The following is an 18466-nucleotide window of genomic DNA, read 5'->3' as shown; positions in this document are numbered from 1 at the left end:
GCTTTACCCCGGATAGCCTCCGGCCACCTTCAGTCCCGTCCACTCCGGCAGCCCCAGGGCCAGGTTGAGGTTCTGCACGGCCTGGGCGGCCATGCCCTTGCCCAGGTTGTCCAGGGCGACCATCACGGCGCCGTGGCCACCCCTGGCCGCCACGGCGATATCCGCAAACGCGCTGCCCGTGGTCGCGGCCACGCGGGGCGATCCGTCCACGATCCGGACGAAGAAGCGGCCCTTGTAGAAGGCTTCGAAGTGGGCCTTGAGCGCGGCGGCATCCATCCCCGCGGGCAGCGGGAACTGGGCCGTGGCGAAGATCCCCCGCACCATGGGCGCGCTCTGCGGCACGAAGCTGAGGGGCGCCTCCCAGCCTTCCGCGGCCAGGGTGCGCAGCACCTCGGCTTCGTGCTGGTGGGAGAGCATCTTGTAGGCGCGGAAGTCCGTGGCCCGCGTCGGATGGTGGGTGGTGTCCGACGGCGCGGCGCCGGATCCGCTCGATCCCGTGGCGGCGGTGACGGCCACGAAGGCGGGCTTCCACCCGGCGAGGGGCAGCAGGGCCAGCTGCAGGGCCGTGGCGAAGCAGCCGGGGTTGGCGATGCGCCGGGCGCCTTTCATGCGCTCGGGCTTCCAGTCCACCAGGCCGTAGACCCAGGCGGGATCCAGCCGGAAGTCCGTGGAGAGGTCGATGACGATGAGGCGCTCCAGGAGACCGTGACCTTTCCCCGCCGCCTCGATCTCGGGCCAGAGCTTCTCCAGCTCGCCATGGGGCAGGGCCGAGAAGAGGACCGGGTTCGGGCTCTGGGCCAGGGCCGCCCAATCGGGCGTGGCCTCGAAAGCGCCCTCCACCAGCCCCCGCAGGTTCGGATGCTGGGCGTGGAAGGGCTTGCCCGCGTGGCTGCGGGCCGTGCCCCGAAGGGAGGCCACCGCCGGATGGTTCGAGAGCCAGCGCAGCAGCTCCCCTCCGCCGTAGCCCGAGGCGCCGAGGATGAGGACATCGACCTTGCTCATGCCTTGGCCCCGATCTTGGGCTCGACGAGCCCCAGCACGAACTTGCCGAGGGCTTCGGCGTCGGCGCGGGCGTTGCGGGCGGGAAGGCCCAGGGTGGCGATGAAGCGCTCGCCCACGCGGTTGTCCGTGGCCGGGCCGGCCACCAGGTCCGTCTGGATGCCGAAGGCGGACTTCAGGTAATGGACGCCGCCCGCCGCGCCCACGGGGTCGTTGGCGCAGAGGAGGAAGGCGCCGCCCAGGGCCTTCAGGTCCGGATCCGACAGGATGGCCTGGACGCCGTACTCGCCCATGATGCCATCGCCGGTTTCGGCCACGATGACGTCCACGCCATGCGTGGCCAGCTCGGAGAAGATGATGCGCGACATGGCGGCGGCGGAGCCCGCGTCCGTGCACACGCTGCCGGCGTCCGTGAAGTCCAGGGCGACCTCCGCCCCGTAATCCCGCATGGCCAGGGCGTCGCGCATGAGGGAGACGCCCGTGAGCTTGCAGGCGCCCACGCGGTAGCCCGCCCGGCTGAGCACGCGGATGCTGGCGCAGGCTGCGGCGGTCTTGCCCGCGTTCATGCAGGTTCCCGCCACGTACACCACCGGGCAGCGGGCGGAGAGGCCCGTGCCCTTCAGGGCGCCCATGCGGATGTGCGCCGGCTGGCCGGCCCGGGACTGGAACTCGGGGAACACCAGCACCTGGCCCAGCACTTCCAGCTCGAAGGGCTTGCCCACGTCCGGGTTGTGCGAGAGGCACTTGCCGAGCACGCCGCCCATGTTCAGCAGGTTCACCGTGTCGCCGGGCTTCAGGGACTCGGGCATGATGCCCTCGTAGCCCTGCAAGGCGTTGCGGTGGCCCAGGGCGCCCACGAGGATGTCCCCGTCGTGCAGGGTGCTCATGCGCCCGTAGGGGTCCTCCAGCTGGTTGTACGTGGTCTTCTCGCCCCGGATGCGGCAGGCGATGACCGAGCCCTCCTCCAGCAGGATCTCCGGCCCGAGGGTGAGGGTCCGGCCCAGCCGCAGATTGCGGGTGACCGAGGCGAGCTTGTCGACGTGGATGCGCATGGGGACCTCAAAAATCGATGAACCACGAAGACGGGAAGACCACGAAAACAGATTGCTCTTCAGCCTTCTCTTCGCGGTCTTCCTGTCTTCGTGGTGGATCAGTTGCTTTTCGCTTTCAGTGTCAGAACTTGCTGTACTCCGAAGAGCTTGGCGAAGCCGGCGGCCTCTTCCCCGGTCCAGAGCTTGTTGGCCTCACCGTAGGTGGCGATGCGGGGGTCCATCAGGGAGTAGGGCGACTGGACGCCCTCCACCACGAAGGCCCGGGGGTGCAGGGTGAGGCGCACCTCGCCGCTCACACGGTCCTGGCTGGACGCGAGGAAGGCCTCCAGGTCCCGGGCCAGCGGGTCGAAGAAGTGGCCCTCGTGGAGGAGCGAGCCGTAGAGGTTGCCCAGGCTCTCCTTCCAGAAGAGCTGCTTGCCGCTGAGCACCAGTTTCTCCAGCTCCCGGTGGGCGCCGATGAGCAGGTGCGCGGCCGGGGCCTCGAAGCCCACGCGGCCCTTGATGCCCAGGATGGTGTCACCCAGGTGCACGCCCCGGCCGATGCCATAGGGCCGGCCCACGGCGTTGAGCTGGGCGATGAGGGTGACGGGGTCCATGCTGTTCCCGTCCAGGGAGACGGGGACGCCCGCCTCGAAGCCGATGACCAGCGACTTGGGCGGCAGGCTGCCGATGACGCCGCCGGGAAAGGCGGCCTCGGGCAGGGTGGTCCAGGGATCGAGGGTCTCCCGGCCGCCCACGCTGGTGCCCCACATGCCCTCGTTGATGGAGTAGTCCTTCGTCTTCGGGGGGAAGATCACGCCCCGGTCGGCGCAGTAGGCCATCTCCTCGGCCCGGGAGAGAGCCAGGTCCCGGATGGGGGTCAGCAGGCCCAGCTCGGGCGCCAGGGCGCGGAAGGCCACGTCGAAGCGCACCTGGTCGTTGCCGGCGCCCGTGGAGCCGTGGGCGATAGCGGCGGCCCCCATGTCCTTGGCCAGCTCCGCCACGGCCTTGGCCTGGCAGACCCGCTCCGCGGACACGGACAGGGGGTACATCTGCCCCCGCAGCACGTTGCCGTAGACCAGGTAGCGCAGGTAGCCGTCGAAGAGCCCGGTCCGGGCGTCCACCGTGGTGTGGCTCACGGCGCCCAAGCGGGGCGAGGCGGCCTCGATGCGGGCCAGCTCCTCCGGCGAGAAGCCGCCCGTGTTCACCGTGACCGTGGCCACGTCATAGCCCTGCTCCTTGAGGTAGAGCACGCAGAAGGAGGTGTCGAGACCCCCTGAGAAGGCGAGAACGGCGAGCTGGCTCATAGGGAATCCTTCGTGGTCTGGGTGGCCTTCGTGGTGAATCCGTTCAGTTCGCCCACAGCGCAGCCTCCGCGTCGGCGTGGGCCCGCTGCTTCGCCTCGATCCAGCCGCGGGCGGCGGCGAGGTCGGCTTCGAGGGCGTCCAGGGCCAGGTTGCCGGCGCCGCCCAGGTGGGTGGCGGTGAGGGCCGTGCGATCCGGGGCGAAGGTGCCCTCCTGGATCTGCTGGGCCACCTTGCGGTAGGCCTCGCGGAAGGGCAGGCCGCCCTGCACGAGGACGTAGGCCTGGTGGGCGGCGTAGAGCTCGTCGCTGGAGGCCGCGGCGGCGGCGTCGGCCTTCACCTGGAGGGCGGGCAGGAGCGGGCCAAGCACGGTGAAGAGGTCCTCGGCGTGCCGGAGGGCGGTGATCAGCGGCTGCTTCAGCAGCTGGAAGTCCCGGTGGTAGCTGGAGGGCAGGCCGGAGGCGAGCTGCTCCACCAGGCCCGCGGCGCCGCGCAGCTCCCGGCAGCGGCCGCGCGCGAGCTCCACCACATCCGGGTTCTTCTTCTGGGGCATGATGCTCGAGCCGGTGGTGAAGGCGTCCGGCAGCTTGAGGAAGCCGAACTCTTCGGTGCTGTAGAGGGAGACGTCCCAGAGGAACTTCTCCAGCACGCCGCCCACGGAGGCGGCCCACTGGAGCACGGCGGTCTCGTGGCGGCCCCGGCTGTTCTGCACATCGATGGGGCTGCGCTGGACCTTCGAGAAGCCCAGCAGCTTCGCCGTGAGCGCCCGGTCGATGGGCAGGGGCACGCCGAAGCCGGCCGCCGAGCCCAGCGGGCAGCGGTCCAGGCGGCCGTAGACCCCCTGCAGGGCCTCCAGCTCCTCCAGCAGGCCCTCGGCGAAGGCCGTGGCCCAGAGGCCGAAGGTGCTGGGCATGGCCCGCCGCAGGTGGGTGTAGCCCGGCAGGGGCGTGTCCTGGTGGGCCTTGGCGAAGGCCAGGAAGCCCCCGGCCAGGTCGGCCACGCGGAGGCCCAAGCGCACCAGCTTGTCCCGCAGGTAGAGCCGCAGGGCCAGGATCACCTGGTCGTTGCGGGAGCGGGCCAGGTGGATGCGCCCGCCCGCGGGGCCCAGCTGCCGGGTGAGGTCCGCCTCGATGGCGGTGTGGCCATCCTCCATGTGGGGCGGGATGGGGAAGGCCCCCTGCTTGGCGAGGTTGGCGATGCGCCGCAGGCCGCGGACCAGCGGGACGGCGTCCGCCTCGGGGATGAGGCCCGTGGCGGCCAGCATCCGGGCGTGGGCGGCGCTGCCCAGAGCGTCCCAGGCCAGGAGGGCCAGGTCCGTCTCGGGGTCCTCGCCCACGGTGAAGCGGTGGATGGCCGCATCGAGGGGGATGTCCTTCGCCCAGAGGGTGGTGGCTTCAGGCCTCATGCGGCACCTGCATCTTGAAGAACGCGGGAACGAGCTTGGCATAGAAGTCCGCCCCCGCCTCGAGTTCCTGGATGGTCAGGTACTCGTTGGGGCTGTGGCTGCGGAAGGTGTCGCCGGGGCCGGCCTTCACCGCCGGGATGCCGCCCAGGAAGGCCCAGTCCGAGGTGGTGCCCGATCCGACCGGTCCCGCCTTCTTCGCGGCCTGGAGGGCTGCGCGGACGATGGCGTGCCCCGGATCGGTGCCCTTGGGGAGGTAGCGCTTGGAGTGGATGGCGACCTCGCTCTCCAGCTGCCGCTGGAAATCGGCGCACAGGGCGTCGTGGTCCTGGTCCGGGCCCGTGCGGAGGTCGATGAAGAACTCGCAGGCGTCGGGCACCTGGTTGCGGCGCAGGCCGCCGGTGATCTGCGTGACTTGGGCCTTCTGGCTGCCCAGTAGCGGGTGGGCCGGGAACTCCATGGCCGCGACCTTGGCGATGTCCCGGGCGGCCTTGTGGATGGCGTTCTCGGCGCCCAGCATCTGGGCGTTGGCCACGTGGCCGCTCTGGCCCCGGGCCGTGCACTTCAGCAGGAGCATGCCCCGCTGGGCGGCGCAGACCCGCAGGCCCGTGGGCTCGCCCACCACGGCGCCATCCAGGGGGCCCAGCTGGTCGAGGATGGTGGCGATACCCTGGCCGCCGGTCTCCTCCTCGGCGGTGAGGGCCACGACGACTTCCCCGTCGAGGGGCTGTGCCGCGAGGTCGAAGGCCGCGAGCAGGATGGCCGTCACGCAGCCCTTGGCGTCGTTGGCCCCCAGGCCCTGGAGCCGCGAGCCGTGCCAGACGGGCGTGAAGGGATCACCCTCCCAGCCGGCGCTGGGCGGCACGGTGTCGAGGTGGGAGTTGAGCAGCAGCCGGGCGCCGCCCGGCTTTCCGAAGCTGAACCAGAGGTTGTTCCCCTGGCGCTGGACCTGGAAGCCCTGGGTGGCCAGGAGGTTCTGCACCAGGTCGGCGAGGGGGCCCTCTTCGCCGGACACGCTGGGCGTGCCGACCAGGAGCGTGAGCAGCTCGGCTGGGCTCATGGCTTGGTCCCTGACATGGACGCGGGGACAGGGGTGGCGTCGGGGACGATCATCGTCCCGCTGCCCTCGTTGGTGAAGATCTCTGCCAGCAAGGCATCCGGGGCGATGCCGCTCACCAGGTGGACGCTGGAGACGCCGCCCTGGAGGGCGGACTTCACGGCGGCGAGCTTGGGCCGCATGCCGCCGCTGATGCTGCCCTTGGCCTCGAGGGAGGCGAGCTCCCCGACGGTGGCGTGGGGGATGAGCGAGGACGACTTGCTGACATCCTTCAGCAGGCCGGGCACCGACAGCAGGAAGAACAGCTTTTCGGCGTGCAGGGCCTCGGCCAGGCTGGCGGCGATGGTATCGGCGTTGGTGTTGTAGATGGCGCCGTCCTCCCCCCCGGAAAGTGGTGCCACCACCGGCACAAAGCCCCCTTCGAGCAGGTGGCTCAGCACGTGGGGATCCACGGTGTCGATGTCGCCCACCAGGCCGTAGTCCACCAGCTGAGGCTCGGTGGCGCCGTCGGGCACCACGGGCACGGGAGGCCGCCTGGTGGCCTTCAGCAGCCCGGCGTCCAGGCCCGTGAGGCCCACGGCGGGCACGCCGGCGGCCTGCAGCTCCGCCAGCAGGTCCATGTGCACTTGGCCCGCGAAGACCATCTTGGCGGCGTCCAGCACCTCGGGGCTCGTCACGCGCCGTCCCGCCACCTTCTGCACGGGGATGTCCATGGCCTCGCAGACGGCGTCCAGCTCGGCCCCGCCGCCATGCACCACCACCACCCGGATGGAGAAGGACCAGAGCAGGGCGATCTGCTCGCAGAAGGCCTTGCGGATCTTGGGCTCGGCGATGACTTCGCCGCCCACCTTCACCACGAAGGTCTTGCCGCGGAACAGGCGGACGTACCGGGAGGCTTCCTTGAGGGCGGCGTAGGGATTGGGGGAGAGCGGCATGGGAACCTCGATATAGAACAAAATGAAAACCACGGAGACGGGAAGACCACGAAGGGTGACGTGCTGAGTTGATGGCTTGTTTCGTGGTCTTAGTGGTCTTCGTGATGAATGCAGTTATCCGTTCAGCAGGTGGTCGATGGTGGCCCGCTGCACGTGGAAGCGGTTCTCGGCTTCGTCCACGACGCGGCTCCAGGGGCCGTCCAGGACGCTGTCGTGGACTTCCAGGTTCCGGCGCACGGGCAGGCAGTGGGTGAAGATGGCCTCTTTGGCGGCCTTCTGCATGTGGGCGGCGGTGGGCATCCAGGCGCCCAGGTCGGCCATGGGCGCGGCCTCCAGGCCCGACGTCGTGGAGGGACCCCAGGCCTTGGCGTAGACGGCGGCGCTGCCCTCCAGGGCGGCGTCCTGGTCCGTGGTGTAGACGACTTTCCCGCCGGTGGCCGCGGCGTACTTCTCGGCCTCGGCCCGGACTTCCGGCGCCAGCTCGTAGCCCTTGGGGTGGGCCACGCGGATCTCCGCGCCGCAGGCCGCGGCCGTCAGCAGGAAGGAGTTGGGCACGGCCTTGGGCAGGGGCTTCATGTGGGGCGCCCAGGTGAGGGTCACGGGCACCTTGGTGGTGCCATGGGCCTCCTGGATGGTGAGCAGGTCGGCCAGGCCCTGGTGGGGGTGCTCCCGGGCGCTCTCCATGCTCAGCACGGGCACGGTGGAGAAGCGCCGGAAGGCGTTGATGACGGGATCCAGCTCGTCGATGGCGTCGCCATCGCCGTGGGAGAAGGTCCGCACGGCCAGCGCGTCCACGTAGCGGCCCAGCACGGGCACGCCCTCGCGCACGTGCTCGGCGCGGTCCTGGTCCATCACCGCGCCGTCCCGGTCCTCCAGCTTCCAGGTGCCGGCGCCCACTTCGAGCACGATGGCGTGGCCGCCGTGCCGCAGCATGGCCGCCTCGAAGCTGGCCCGGGTGCGCAGGCTGGGGTTGAAGAAGACCATGCCCAGGATGCGGTCCGCGAAGATGGCGCCGGGCCGTTCCTTCTTCCAGGCGGCGGCCTTGGCGAGGATCTGCTGGACGCCCTCGGGGCCCAGGTCGGCGATGCGGGTGAAGTGCTTCATGTCGGCTCCCGGAGTCAGGGCTTGGCGAAGGCGTGGATGGCGGCGACGAGGGCGGTGAGGGCCGCGTCGCTGACGTTGAGGGGCGGCATGAGGCGCAGCACCTGGGGATCGCCGGAGCCGCCCAGGAGGATGTTCTGCGCCAGAAGGTGCTTCTTGAGAGCCGCGGCGTGGGGCGTGCGGAGGCCCAGGAGGAGGCCCTCGCCCTGGATGGCCTCGACGACCGATCCCTTCAATTCCTTCCGGAGCCGCGCCGCGGCTTCGGAAGCCTGTGTCATCAGCCCCTCCGATTCGATGATGTCCACCGTGGCCAGAAGGGCCGCGCAGGCCAGGGGCCCGCCGCCGAAGGTGCTGCCCAGGTCGCCGCCCTTGAGCTTCGAGGCCACGGCGGCGGTCATGAGGAGCGCTGCCATGGGCACGCCGGAGGCCAGGCCCTTGGCGGAGGTGATGAGGTCGGGCCGCACGCCATAGAACTGCGCGGCGAAGGGCGTGCCCATGCGCCCCATGCCGGTCTGGATCTCGTCGAAGATGAGCAGGGTGCCGCTGGCGTCGCACTTGGCCCGCAGGGCCTGGAACCATTCGCGGGAGGCGGTCTTGATGCCGGCCATGCTCTGGATGGGCTCGAGGATGACGCCGGCCATGTCCGAGAAGTCCGCCGCGTCGAGGGCCGCCAGGTCCCCGAAGGGCAGGCGCAGGCAGGGCGTGAGGCTGTCCGCGAAGGGCCGGGTGATCTTGGGATCGTCCGTCACGGAGAGGGCCAGGGTGGTCCGGCCGTGCCAGCCGCCCTCGAAGGCGCCGAGCATCTTCCGGCCCGTGAGCAGCAGGGCAACCTTGAGCGCGTTCTCGTTGGCCTCGGCGCCGCTGTTGCAGAAGAAGACCGAATCCATGCCCGAGAAGGCCGTGATCGTCGCGGCGGCGGCGTCCCGCACGGGCAGGGCCGCGGCGGCGGAGTAGAAGAGCAGCGAGGCGGCCTGGTCGGCCACGGCCTTCACCACCTTGGGGTGGCTGTGGCCCGTGGCGCACACGCAATGGCCGCCGTAGAAGTCCCACCAGGCCTGGCCCTGGTCGTCGAAGACCCGGTCGCCCTCGCCCTTCACCAGCGGGAAGGGATAGGGGGCATAGGTGGGGAGCAGGGCGGGAACGGCGGGCGTGGTGGGCATACGGAAATCCTGTGCATATGCGTGCATGGGTATGCATAACCATGCAATCGATTGCATAATATGCACAGATTGAATTCCGCGAAGCAAGAACTATTTCACGACTTTTGTGAGAAAGTCCCGTGAATGGCTTGCTAATTCATGCAATTTCATGCAACATCCATGCATGGATTTGGATCAGCTCATCCTCCAGCTGCTGGAGGCCCACCCCATCGCGGACCAGACGGATCTGCTGGAGCGGCTGTCCGCCGAGGGCCACGAGCTCACCCAGTCCACCCTGTCCCGGCGCCTCAAGCGGCTGGGGGTGCAGAAGGTCCAGGGCCGCTACCGCCGCGTGGAGGCCGCTGCCCAGGTCCTGCCGGACATCACCCTCACCGAGGTGCCGCCCAACCTGCTGGTGCTGCGCACCGCGCCCGGGTTCGCCCAGGCGCTGGGCCTCAGCCTCGACGCCGATCCGCTGCCCGGCCAGATGGGCACGTTGGCCGGGGACGACACCGTGTTCGTCGCCGTGCTGCCCGAGCGCCTGGCCGATGTGAAGGCGCACCTCGCTCGGGTGGTGGCGGCGCGGTAGGGGCTTCAGCCGCTAGACTGACCTCCTGACCGTCTGGGAGTCCCCATGGATCGTTTCGGGAGTTCGAAGCTGCGCATCGGCTGGACGCTGGTCTGCCTGTTCCTCGCGGGGCTGGTGTTCATGGCGATCCGCGGGCAGCAGGGGCCGGACGGGTCACAGGTGGTGGTCTTCGGCACGGCGGTTCCCCTGGGGGCCGAATCGCTCAAGGATTACTCGCTGGGCGGCCTGCAGGGCGTCATGTACTGGCTGGTGTCCCTGGTGCTGCTGCTGGGCGCCTTCGGTCCCGTGAGCCAGTGGACCGCCGCGGCCTCCCGCGGCGAGCGGCTCAAGGGTTTCTTCGCCGGCACAGGCCTGGGCTTCGCCCACGGGCTGTTCCTCTCCCAGGTGGCGCTCCTCCCCGTGTGGGCGCTGAGCTGGCGCCTCATCGGCCAGGCCTGGCCGCCGGAGCTGCTGCGGGCGGACCTCCATGGCCTCCTGCTGGGCCTCCAGATGCTGCTGTGGGCGGTGCTCCTGTCGCGGCTCCTGAAGTCCAGCGCCGGCCTGGCCCTGTTGCTCACGCTGCTGCTCCGCGAGCTGGGCCCGCGCCTGAGCTTCTTCCTGGACTTCGGCCAGGACCTGGGCTGGAGCGCAGGCCAGGTGAAGGTGCTGGAGGTCTTCGTGCGGCTGCTGCCCATGGCCCAGCTCCCCTCGGATCCCTTCTCGCCGCTGGCGCTGCCCCTGTCCATCGGCGGCCCGCTGGTGCTGGGCGCGCTGGCCATGCTGCTGCCGGCCGGGGGGCGGAAGTAAGCGGATGCGCCCCGCCGTCGGACTGCTGCTCCTGCCGCCGGTGCTGGCGGCCCAGGGGACCCAGAATCCGGCGGAGCTGCGCCAGAAGCTGGCGGCCATCCAGGGGCGCCTGGGCCAGGTGGACCAGCAGCTGGAGGCCCTGAAGAAGCGGCGCAAGGGCGTGCTGGTGGAGATGCAGGGCATCGCGCTCCAGCGGGACCGGGCCAAGGCCCAGGTGGATGGCGCGCGGTTGCGCCGGGACCAGGCCCAGAGCGAGGTCCAGATCATCGGCCGCGAGCAGGCCCGCATCCAGGGCGAGGTGCTGAAGCTCCAGGGCGACCTCCGCAAGCAGGTGCGCTGGATGCAGGCGCTGGGGCCCCTGGGCGACCTGGGCGTCTACACCACCTTCAAGGATCCCGACGCCTGGCTGGAGCGGGGCCGCCTCCTGGCCTGGGCGCGGCTGCAGGAGCGGAAGCGCCTGGACCAGATCCACCGCCTCCAGGGCGACCTCGCCGCCAAGGAGAAGTCCCTCAAGGAGGTGCTGGCCCGGCTGGCCCGGGAGGAGCAGGAGGCCGCCCAGCTCCAGGCCGCGCTGCGCCTGCAGGAGGACAAGCTCAACAGCTTTCTCGACGGCCTGCAGAAGGACGAGACGGCCCAGCGGCAGGTCCAGGCGGAGCTGGCGGAGGAGGCCATCCAGTTGGAGCGCCTGCTGGCGGGCCTGCTCGCCAAGCCCAGGGCCGAGGTCTTCGAATCCGCCGTGGCCTTCGCCTCCCTGCATGGCAGCCTGCCCCAGCCCGTGGATGGCACCCTGGCCCAGGGCTTCGGCGAGCACCTGCATCCCCGATTCCACACCAAGACCATGCAGAGCGGCCTGCTCATCGCGGCGTCCAGCGGCGCCCCCGTGGCCGCGGTGGCCGACGGTAAGGTGGTCTACGCGGACTACTACCAGAGCTACGGCCCCATGGTCATTCTCGAGCACGGCGGCGGCTGGTTCACCCTCTACACGCACCTCCAGGGCCTGCAGGTGGCCAAGGACCAGTTGCTCAAGGCCGGCGAGCGGGTGGGCGCCGTGGGCGACACCGTGGACGGCCCCCGCCTCGGCTTCGAGATCCGCCATCAGGCCCAGCCCCAGGATCCGCAGAAGTGGCTGAAGCAGAGGTACCGATAGCGGGTCGGGATTGCAGTCCTATCTCGGGCTCGCCGTGCGGGCGCCTGCGGGGGGACGGGTCAGATCCTCGAGGGGGGCCAGGGATCCGTCGGGGCGGACCCGACCCCTGGCCAGGGGGTATCCGGCTGCTTCCGCCTTCTGGTACCAGACCTTCGCCTGTTCCAGGTCCTTCTTGACCCCGATCCCCTGGTGGTGGATCAGGCCGAGATGGAACATCGCCGGGGCCCACCCCAGGTTCGCGGCGGCCGTGAAGAGGTGCAGGGCTTTCGAGGGGGATCGGGGGACCACTTCGCCGTTCTGGTACAGGAGGCCCAGCTCAAACGTGCCCTCTGGGTGATGCTGGTCCTCCAGGGCCTCAAGGATATGGAGGGCCTGCGCCCGCTCGGCAGAGGAACCGTGGACCAGGGTCTTGGCCCACTCGAGCTTCGCCCCTGGCCCACCCTGTTCAGCAGCCTTCGACAGGAGGTCGGATCCCACTGCGATGTACTGCTTTCCCAGCGCGCCGCCGCTCAGAAGGCGAAGGGTCATGGGAAGCAGGGGGCTCGGGGACTGGGATCCCTGCTCCTCGGCGACCAGGGCCCGGATCCGTGCCGGATCGGCAGGCGGGTCCCCACGGCGGATCAGCAGCAGCGCCAGGGGCAGACGGAGCCGACCCCGCCCGGCCGCGAGGTCCCTCTCCATCCATCCGGCCACGCTGTCGGCCTCTTGCGAGGTGGGCCGGTAGCCGGTGACCAGGACGCGGACGAGCCCGTTGATGGACGCGTCCCATCCCTGGGCGGCCCCGAGCGAGTGGTAATGGAAAGCCAGACCGAGGTCCCGCTCCACCCCATGGAAGCCCTCGTAAACCTGGCCCAGATGCTCCTGGGACAGGTGGTCGCCGGCGTCGGCAGAGAGCTTGAACCACCGCAGGGCGGTGGCCATGTTCTTCGGGACCCCGAGGCCATTCTGGTAGAGGTAGCCAAGGTTGCCGTCTGCCCGGGCCCAGCCGAGCGAGGAGGCGGACTCGAACAGCCGCCGGGCCGTGCCGTAGTCCTTCTGGAGACCGCCCATCCCCTCGACGAAGAACCACCCGAGGTTGGTCATCGCCATCGCGTTCCCATTGCGGGCGGCCACCGCGTACATCTGGGCGGCCGCCGCCTCGTTCTTCGGAACCCCCCGGCCCGATTGGGTGAGCCAGCCGAGAGAGGCCAGGGAGTCCATGTCCCCCAGCTTGGAGGCCTTCTCATGCCATTCGGCGGCCAACCGGTCGTCCTGCTCGATTCCACGACCCAGCTCGTACATCCAGCCGAGCATGTGGGTGGCGTAGCGGTGACCTTGCTTCGCGGCCTGCTGGAAGCAGGTGAACGCCTTGGCCTCATCCACCGGAAGCCCGCCCAGTCCCTTCATGTAGAACCAGCCCAGGTCGGCCTGGGCATCGGCGAAGCCCTTGGCCGCAGCCTGCTGGTACAGGGCGGCGGCCTTCGTCTCGTCCTTGGGCAATCCCATGCGCCCTTCGGCGTACCGCTCGCCGAGCGCGTGCGCGGCCGCGGCATCCCCCTGGGAGGCCGCTTTCTGGAGGGCCTCGTTCGATGAGGGCTGGAGGGGCCCCGCGCTGGCCGGGGTCTGGCCCCCGGCATCGGGATGCATGCCCGCCAGGGGAAGGGCCAGGAGACACAGGGCGGCGAGAAAGGCCATGTGGCCCCCGGGACAAGGCCTACCGCACCACGTTGCTGGCGTTGAACAGCGGCACGTAGATGGCGAGGAGGAGGGCGAGGACGACGACGCCCATGAAGAGGATGAGCACGGGTCCGATGAGGCTGGTGACGGCGGTGGTGGCCTTCTCCACTTCCTGGTCGAAGAAGTCGGCCACGTGATCGAGCATCTCGGGCAGGGCGCTGCTCTGCTCGCCCACGCGCACCATCTCGACGGCCAGGGGATCGAGGATCTTCGCCTGCTCCAGGGCCAGGTGCAGGCTGCTGCCGGCCCGCACCTTCTCGGTGACCACGGCCAGGCCCCCCTTCAGGCGCTCGCTGGGGCTGGTGCGCTGCACGACCTCCAGGGCCTGCACCACCGGCAGGCCGCCGGAGAGCAGCACGCCCAGGGTGCGCGAGAACACGCTGGAGTGGTACATGCGGTAGAGGGTGCCGACCTTGGGCAGCATCAGCAGCATCCGCTCCGCCAGCTTGCGCCCGGCCTCCGAGGCCGCCATCCAGCGGATGAGCACCGCGAGGCCCGCGAGGACGATGCCCTGGAGCCAGAGGGTGGAGCTGACCACCTTGCCCATCCCCAGCAGGATCCGGGTGACGAGGGGCATCTCGATGTCGCCGCCGGCGTAGAACTCCGCGAAGCGGGGCAGCACCACGTTGAAGATCACGCCCAGGGCCAGGATGAGCACCAGCACCAGGAAGGCGGGATAGAAGAGGGCCTCGATGATGCGCCGGCGGCTGCTCTGCGCGAACTTCTGGAAGGACAGCCAGCGGGCCAGCACCTCCGGCAGGGTGCCGCTGCGCTCGCCCGCCACCACGTTGCTGCGGTAGACCGGCGGGAAGGCCCCGGCCTGCTCCAGGGCGTCGGAGAAGGACATGCCCTCCCGCACCAGCTCCACCACGTGGGCCAGGGCGCGGCGCAGCTGGGGATCCTTGCCGTGGCCCACCAGCAGCTCCAGCGACTGCAGCAGGGGGATGCCGGCCTTCAGCAGGGCCAGCAGCTCCTGGTTGAAGAGCACCAGGGATTCGGTCTTGAGCTGGGTGCGGCTGCGGAAGGCGGTGTCCGTGCGGGTGATCTCGAGGGGGAAGCCGCCTTCGGCCAGCACGCGCGCCCGCAGCGCCTCGACACTCTCCGCCTCGAAGTCCCGCACGAGGACGTCGCCATTGGAATGCGTGAGCCGGACCGTGAATCGCATGGGCACCTGGGAGCTTTGAGGATAGCGGGAAAGGAAGCCCGGAGTCTGGAGGCACCGCCCCCGACCGGATAGCCTCAGGGGATCCTCCGGAGGCCTCGTGCCGCTTCGCCCGCTCCTTGCGCTGCCCGTCCTGACCTTCACCCTGGCAGCCCAGGCGCCGCTCTCCGCGCCCCTGCGAACGGGCGTGGCGGAGCCGGCGGTCCTGGACCTGCGCGCCGTGGACGGGACGCTCCTGGTGCCCCGGGACAACCGGGACGCGACCCAGGTGGAGGCGGCCCGGCAGGGCTGGACCGCCCTGGTGGCGGGCCTGAAGGAGGCCTCCGCCGTGCGGCTGCGCCTGCCCTCCGGCGAGGGGCGGCTCCCCCTCCTGCTGGCGGCGGCCCAGGCCCTGAAGGCCCAGTCGCCGGCCCAGCGCCTCTACGTGGCCTTCGATCCCGAGGCCGCGCCCCTCCTGGACGAGACCGCCTGGGGGGCTGTGGACGGCGGCGCCCTGGTGCCCGCGGACCTGAACCTCGATCCGGTGAAGTGGCGGGCGCAGCTCACCCGGGCCCAGGACAGCTTCCCGGGCCGCCCCTGGACCCTCTGGCTGCCCTTGGACCCGGGGGCCCTGGTGTCCGTCCTCATGGGCGACGGGGGGCGGGTGGTGGTGCCCGCCGGCGGCCCCGGGGCCCGGCTGGCGGAGGCGCTGCCCGCGGGCTTCACGGACGTGGAGGGCGGCCTGGGGGACCTCACCCTCCGGAACCGGGCCGGGGCCATGCGGCGCTGGACCTTCGCCGGCGGCGCCTGGTCGGCGGTGCCCCTGCCCAAGGACCGCACGGAGGTGGCGGTGAGCGCCGCCGAGGCCTACGATGTGGGCGCCCTGCTGGCCAAGGTGCGGGCGGCTCAGCTCCGGGCCCGGGCAGCGGTCCGCACGGTGCAGGCCAAGGCGGAGCTGGACCTGCATCTCCAGGCGCCCTCGGGGCGGGGCGGGGACCTGGGCTTCAGCTTCGGCTACTTCGAGCAGGCCGGCGAGTGGCCGGAGCTGCTTCAGAAGGCCGTCCGCTTCAACGGCGTCACCGCCAAGCTCGACGGCGAGGTGCAGCTGCCCCTCATCGAAAGCCGCCAGTCCATGTCCCTGCCCGTGGCCCTGGGCATGACCGAGCGCTACCGCTACCGGGACGGCGGCCCAGCCGGCCCGGGACGGCGGCGGCTGCGCTTCGAGCCGGTGGACGCGGATCCCCTGCTGTATTCCGGGGACCTGGAGGTGGAGGAGGCCACGGGGCGGATCCTGGTGGAGCGTCGGGAGCGGGCGGACCTGCCGGGCACCGTGAAGAGCGAGCGGGAGATCCTCACCTACGGCGAGGCGGCGCCCGGCCTGTGGCGGCCCGTCTCCGTGCAGACCTTCGAGCGCTGGGTGAGCGCCGATGGCGTGGTGCAGGTGCAGCGCCGCTTCGCCTACCGGGACTTCCAGGTGAACGGCGAGGGGTTCGAGGCGGCGCGCACCGCGGCCCGGGCCTCCGGGGCCACGATGCTCAAGGTGACGCCGGAGGGGGCCCGCTACTTCACCAAGCAGGGCGACGGCACCCGGAAGATCGAGGAGAAGGCCAAGAGCAGCGGCCGCGCCCTGGCTGCGGTGGTGCTGGCGGACCCGGGCCTCACACCGCCGGTGGCGCCCCTGGGCGGCCTCCTCTACTTCGACTACAACGCCTTCGGGAAGGGCGTGCAGCTCAACGCCCTCACGGCCATCCTCTTCAACACCGCCAGCCTGGCCATCCCCCGGGGCCTGGGCAGCTTCGACGTGGGCGCCGACGCCACCGCCCTGCTGCTCAAGGGCACGGAGCGTCCCGTGGTGAACGGGAGGCTCTCGGACCAGGACGGCGTGGGACGCCGCTTCGGGAAGATGGGCCTGGAACTGGGGCGGGACCTGGGCCTGGGCTTCCGCCTGGAGGGCCGTGGCGACTTCGAGTACGACGACTTCAGCGAGGGGGACAGCAAGTACCGCACGCCGGGCTACCAGCTGCCGCCCTCGGGCCTGACCCGCATCGGCACCCTCCAGGGCTCCTGGCTCTTCCGGGGCTTCCAGGTGCGGGCCTACCACGGCTGGGGCCGCCGTCCCGACGGGACCTATGGCCTGGCCGCGGATCTCCAGGAGGTTCCCGACGGAGGCGATTTCCGCCGCTGGGGCGGCAGCCTGGGCCTGGATCGCGAGGTGTCGCCCGGGCTCTGGTTCCACGGCGAGGCCGGGTGGGCCTCGGGCCGCGCTTTCGACCGCTTCAAGGCGCTGGATGTGGGCGGCCTGGGCGGCGTGGTGCGCATCGCCGGCATCCGGGCCAACGCCATCACGGCGGACCGGCTCTCCTATGCCAAGACGGCCCTCGCCATCCCCACGGGGCCGAACCTGCGCCTGTCCCTCAGCCTCGAGTACGCACGGGCCCGCAGCCTCGATGACCAGAAGACCTACGGCATGGGCGGCGTCGGCATCACAGGAGACCTGCCGGGCTTCTGGCTCTTCACCGCCGTCCGCGTGGACCTGGGCGTGGGCGTGCAGAGCGACATCGCGGGTGTCCGCACCGTGAACGGGTACGTGGCCCTGCTCAGGGTGTTCTAAGAAAGTTAGACCAAAAGGTCTATATCTTTATTTGATTGAGTTTAAAACTAATTTTTTAAATTGCGGACAGGCGCCTCCGGGACCATGATGGCTGTCCTGATGTCCTTATCCGGGGCATGAGATCGGAGGTGAACATGCTGAAATGGCGCGCAACCTTCCTGACGCTGGCCGGTCTGGGCCTCGCGTTCCTGCTGGCGTGCAGCGGCTCTGGCTCTGGCTCCGGCAGCGGCGGCAATGTCGCCAGCGGAAGCATGAACGTGCATCTGGTGGACGGGCCCATCTCCGGCTACCAGGAGATCAACGTGAACATCCAGGCCGTGGAGATCAACAGCAACGGCACCTGGATCACCCTGGGCACGCCCAACAAGACCATCAACCTGCTGGGCCTCGTGGGCGGCGTGGAGGAGACACTGGCCACCGGCGCCACCCTGCCCGCGGGGCACTACGGCCAGATGCGGCTGGTGCTCGGCTCCGGCAACACCGTCAAGCTGGCCGATGGGTCCGTCCAGCCCCTGAAGGTGCCTTCGGGCATGCAGAGCGGCATCAAGCTGATCGTGAACTTCGATGTGGCGGCCGGCACCACGAAGGATGTCTGGATCGACTTCGACGCCGCCCACTCCATCCAGGTGGTGCAGGCCGGGATGTCCGGCCAGTACATCCTGCGTCCCACCATCTGGGCCTTCGACAAGATCGCCACAGGCTCCATCCAGGGCACCTTGACGGACGCCGCCACCTCGACGGGCCTGCCCGGCGTGACGGTCTATGCCGAAACCCTGGATGGCTCCGGGAACGCCCGGATCACGCGCAGCACCGTGACGGACGCCAATGGCGCCTACACCCTGGACCTGCTGCCGGTGGGCACGACCTACTACGTGGTGAGCCACCCGCTGGTGGGGACCACGACCCCGAAGGCCTATGACGCCAAGGCCAGCGAGGCCTTCGCCCTGACAACCTCGACGCCGGTGTTCACCTACAGCGCGGCCTTCACCGCGAACGCCTCCACGGGCACCGTGTCCGGCGGCCTCACGCCGCTGGCCACCAGCAGCCAGAGCGACCAGGTGAACCTGCTCCAGTCGCTGGTGACGTCCTCGGGCACCTTCAGCTTCATCGTGCGCACGACGATGGCCGTCGTGGGCACCTCCACGGAGACCTACGACTTCACCACCGTTCCGGTCGGGACCTACAGTGTCCAGGCCGTGCGGAGCACCTTGAACCTGGACGGCACCACCACCACGACCACCTCGACCGTGCAGCCGGCCACGGTGACCGCGAGCACGACGACGACGGTGAACCTGGGGCTCTGAGGTCGCCCACATCAAGGCCCGGAGGCCCCGGACACGGGGTCTCCGGGCCTTGTCCTGTCCGTGGGGCCGGACCTCTCGTCCGCATCGGTTTTGAAGACACGCCTCGGTTGGGAGTAGCATGGGCCCAACCGACCCCGGCCCATCTGATGACGAGCCCCCTTCCCGGGTGGCGCCTGCCAAAACCTGAGCCGCCGGGCTCGTTTC

General features: G+C 70.3%; 15 protein-coding genes. 5 read left to right on the top strand and 10 right to left on the bottom strand.

What is annotated here, in order from left to right; translation table 11 throughout:
• Positions 1-3 precede the first annotated feature (3 nt).
• The 8 genes from argC to MLE42_RS13395 form a co-directional block, all read right to left on the bottom strand.
• Positions 4-1002: an N-acetyl-gamma-glutamyl-phosphate reductase gene (gene argC, locus MLE42_RS13430; RefSeq protein ID WP_243288395.1), complete on the bottom strand. Its 999-nt coding sequence runs from the start codon at positions 1000-1002 to the stop codon at positions 4-6.
• A complete protein-coding gene (locus tag MLE42_RS13425; RefSeq protein WP_243288394.1) occupies positions 999-2051 on the bottom strand; it encodes a hypothetical protein in 1053 nt (350 codons plus the stop codon). The genes argC and MLE42_RS13425 overlap by 4 nt, the downstream gene beginning before the upstream one ends.
• A 98-nt stretch (positions 2052-2149) precedes the next feature.
• Complete coding sequence (gene argG / locus MLE42_RS13420) at positions 2150-3337, bottom strand: argininosuccinate synthase (protein WP_243288393.1); 1188 nt, start codon at positions 3335-3337, stop codon at positions 2150-2152.
• Positions 3338-3380: 43 nt separating this feature from the next.
• Positions 3381-4739: an argininosuccinate lyase gene (argH, locus tag MLE42_RS13415; protein ID WP_243288392.1), complete on the bottom strand. Its 1359-nt coding sequence runs from the start codon at positions 4737-4739 to the stop codon at positions 3381-3383.
• Positions 4729-5796 (bottom strand): M20/M25/M40 family metallo-hydrolase, encoded by a 1068-nt coding sequence (locus MLE42_RS13410; RefSeq protein WP_243288391.1) that lies wholly within the window; start codon positions 5794-5796, stop codon positions 4729-4731. The genes argH and MLE42_RS13410 overlap by 11 nt, the downstream gene beginning before the upstream one ends.
• Entirely contained in the window at positions 5793-6728 is a 936-nt protein-coding gene (argB, locus tag MLE42_RS13405; protein WP_243288390.1) for an acetylglutamate kinase, read from the bottom strand. Before argB ends, MLE42_RS13410 begins: the two co-directional genes overlap by 4 nt.
• Positions 6729-6842: 114 nt before the next feature.
• Positions 6843-7832, bottom strand: coding sequence for an N-acetylornithine carbamoyltransferase (locus tag MLE42_RS13400; protein WP_243288389.1), 990 nt, complete (start codon positions 7830-7832; stop codon positions 6843-6845).
• A 14-nt stretch (positions 7833-7846) separates the two neighbouring features.
• Positions 7847-8989: an aspartate aminotransferase family protein gene (locus tag MLE42_RS13395; RefSeq protein ID WP_243288388.1), complete on the bottom strand. Its 1143-nt coding sequence runs from the start codon at positions 8987-8989 to the stop codon at positions 7847-7849.
• A gap of 148 nt (positions 8990-9137) precedes the next feature.
• On the opposite strand from MLE42_RS13395, the gene MLE42_RS13390 reads away from it, so the two are divergent.
• The 3 genes from MLE42_RS13390 to MLE42_RS13380 are packed head-to-tail and all read left to right on the top strand — an operon-like array spanning position 9138 to position 11490.
• A complete protein-coding gene (locus tag MLE42_RS13390) occupies positions 9138-9557 on the top strand; it encodes an arginine repressor (RefSeq protein WP_243288387.1) in 420 nt (139 codons plus the stop codon).
• 45 nt (positions 9558-9602) lie between these two features.
• On the top strand, positions 9603-10343 hold the full coding sequence (locus MLE42_RS13385) for a hypothetical protein (RefSeq protein WP_243288386.1): 741 nt from the start codon (positions 9603-9605) through the stop codon (positions 10341-10343).
• 4 nt (positions 10344-10347) lie between these two features.
• Positions 10348-11490 (top strand): murein hydrolase activator EnvC family protein, encoded by a 1143-nt coding sequence (locus MLE42_RS13380; protein WP_243288385.1) that lies wholly within the window; start codon positions 10348-10350, stop codon positions 11488-11490.
• Positions 11491-11508: 18 nt separating this feature from the next.
• Here the strand turns inward: MLE42_RS13380 and MLE42_RS13375 are convergent, their stop codons facing one another.
• Both MLE42_RS13375 and MLE42_RS13370 read right to left on the bottom strand, forming a co-directional pair.
• Entirely contained in the window at positions 11509-13164 is a 1656-nt protein-coding gene (locus tag MLE42_RS13375) for a tetratricopeptide repeat protein (protein WP_243288384.1), read from the bottom strand.
• Between the two features lie 19 nt (positions 13165-13183).
• Positions 13184-14371, bottom strand: coding sequence for a type II secretion system F family protein (locus tag MLE42_RS13370; RefSeq protein ID WP_243288383.1), 1188 nt, complete (start codon positions 14369-14371; stop codon positions 13184-13186).
• Between the two features lie 97 nt (positions 14372-14468).
• On the opposite strand from MLE42_RS13370, the gene MLE42_RS13365 reads away from it, so the two are divergent.
• On the top strand, positions 14469-16958 hold the full coding sequence (locus tag MLE42_RS13365; protein WP_243288382.1) for a hypothetical protein: 2490 nt from the start codon (positions 14469-14471) through the stop codon (positions 16956-16958).
• Positions 16959-17092: 134 nt separating this feature from the next.
• Complete coding sequence (locus MLE42_RS13360) at positions 17093-18262, top strand: DUF4382 domain-containing protein (RefSeq protein WP_243288381.1); 1170 nt, start codon at positions 17093-17095, stop codon at positions 18260-18262.
• Positions 18263-18466: the final 204 nt, after the last annotated feature.

The organism is Geothrix terrae (genome assembly GCF_022808775.1).
GTDB classification, from domain to species: Bacteria; Acidobacteriota; Holophagae; order Holophagales; family Holophagaceae; genus Geothrix; species Geothrix terrae.
Note: the sequence above shows the minus strand (reverse complement) of the source record. Positions and strands in the feature narration are given on the sequence as shown.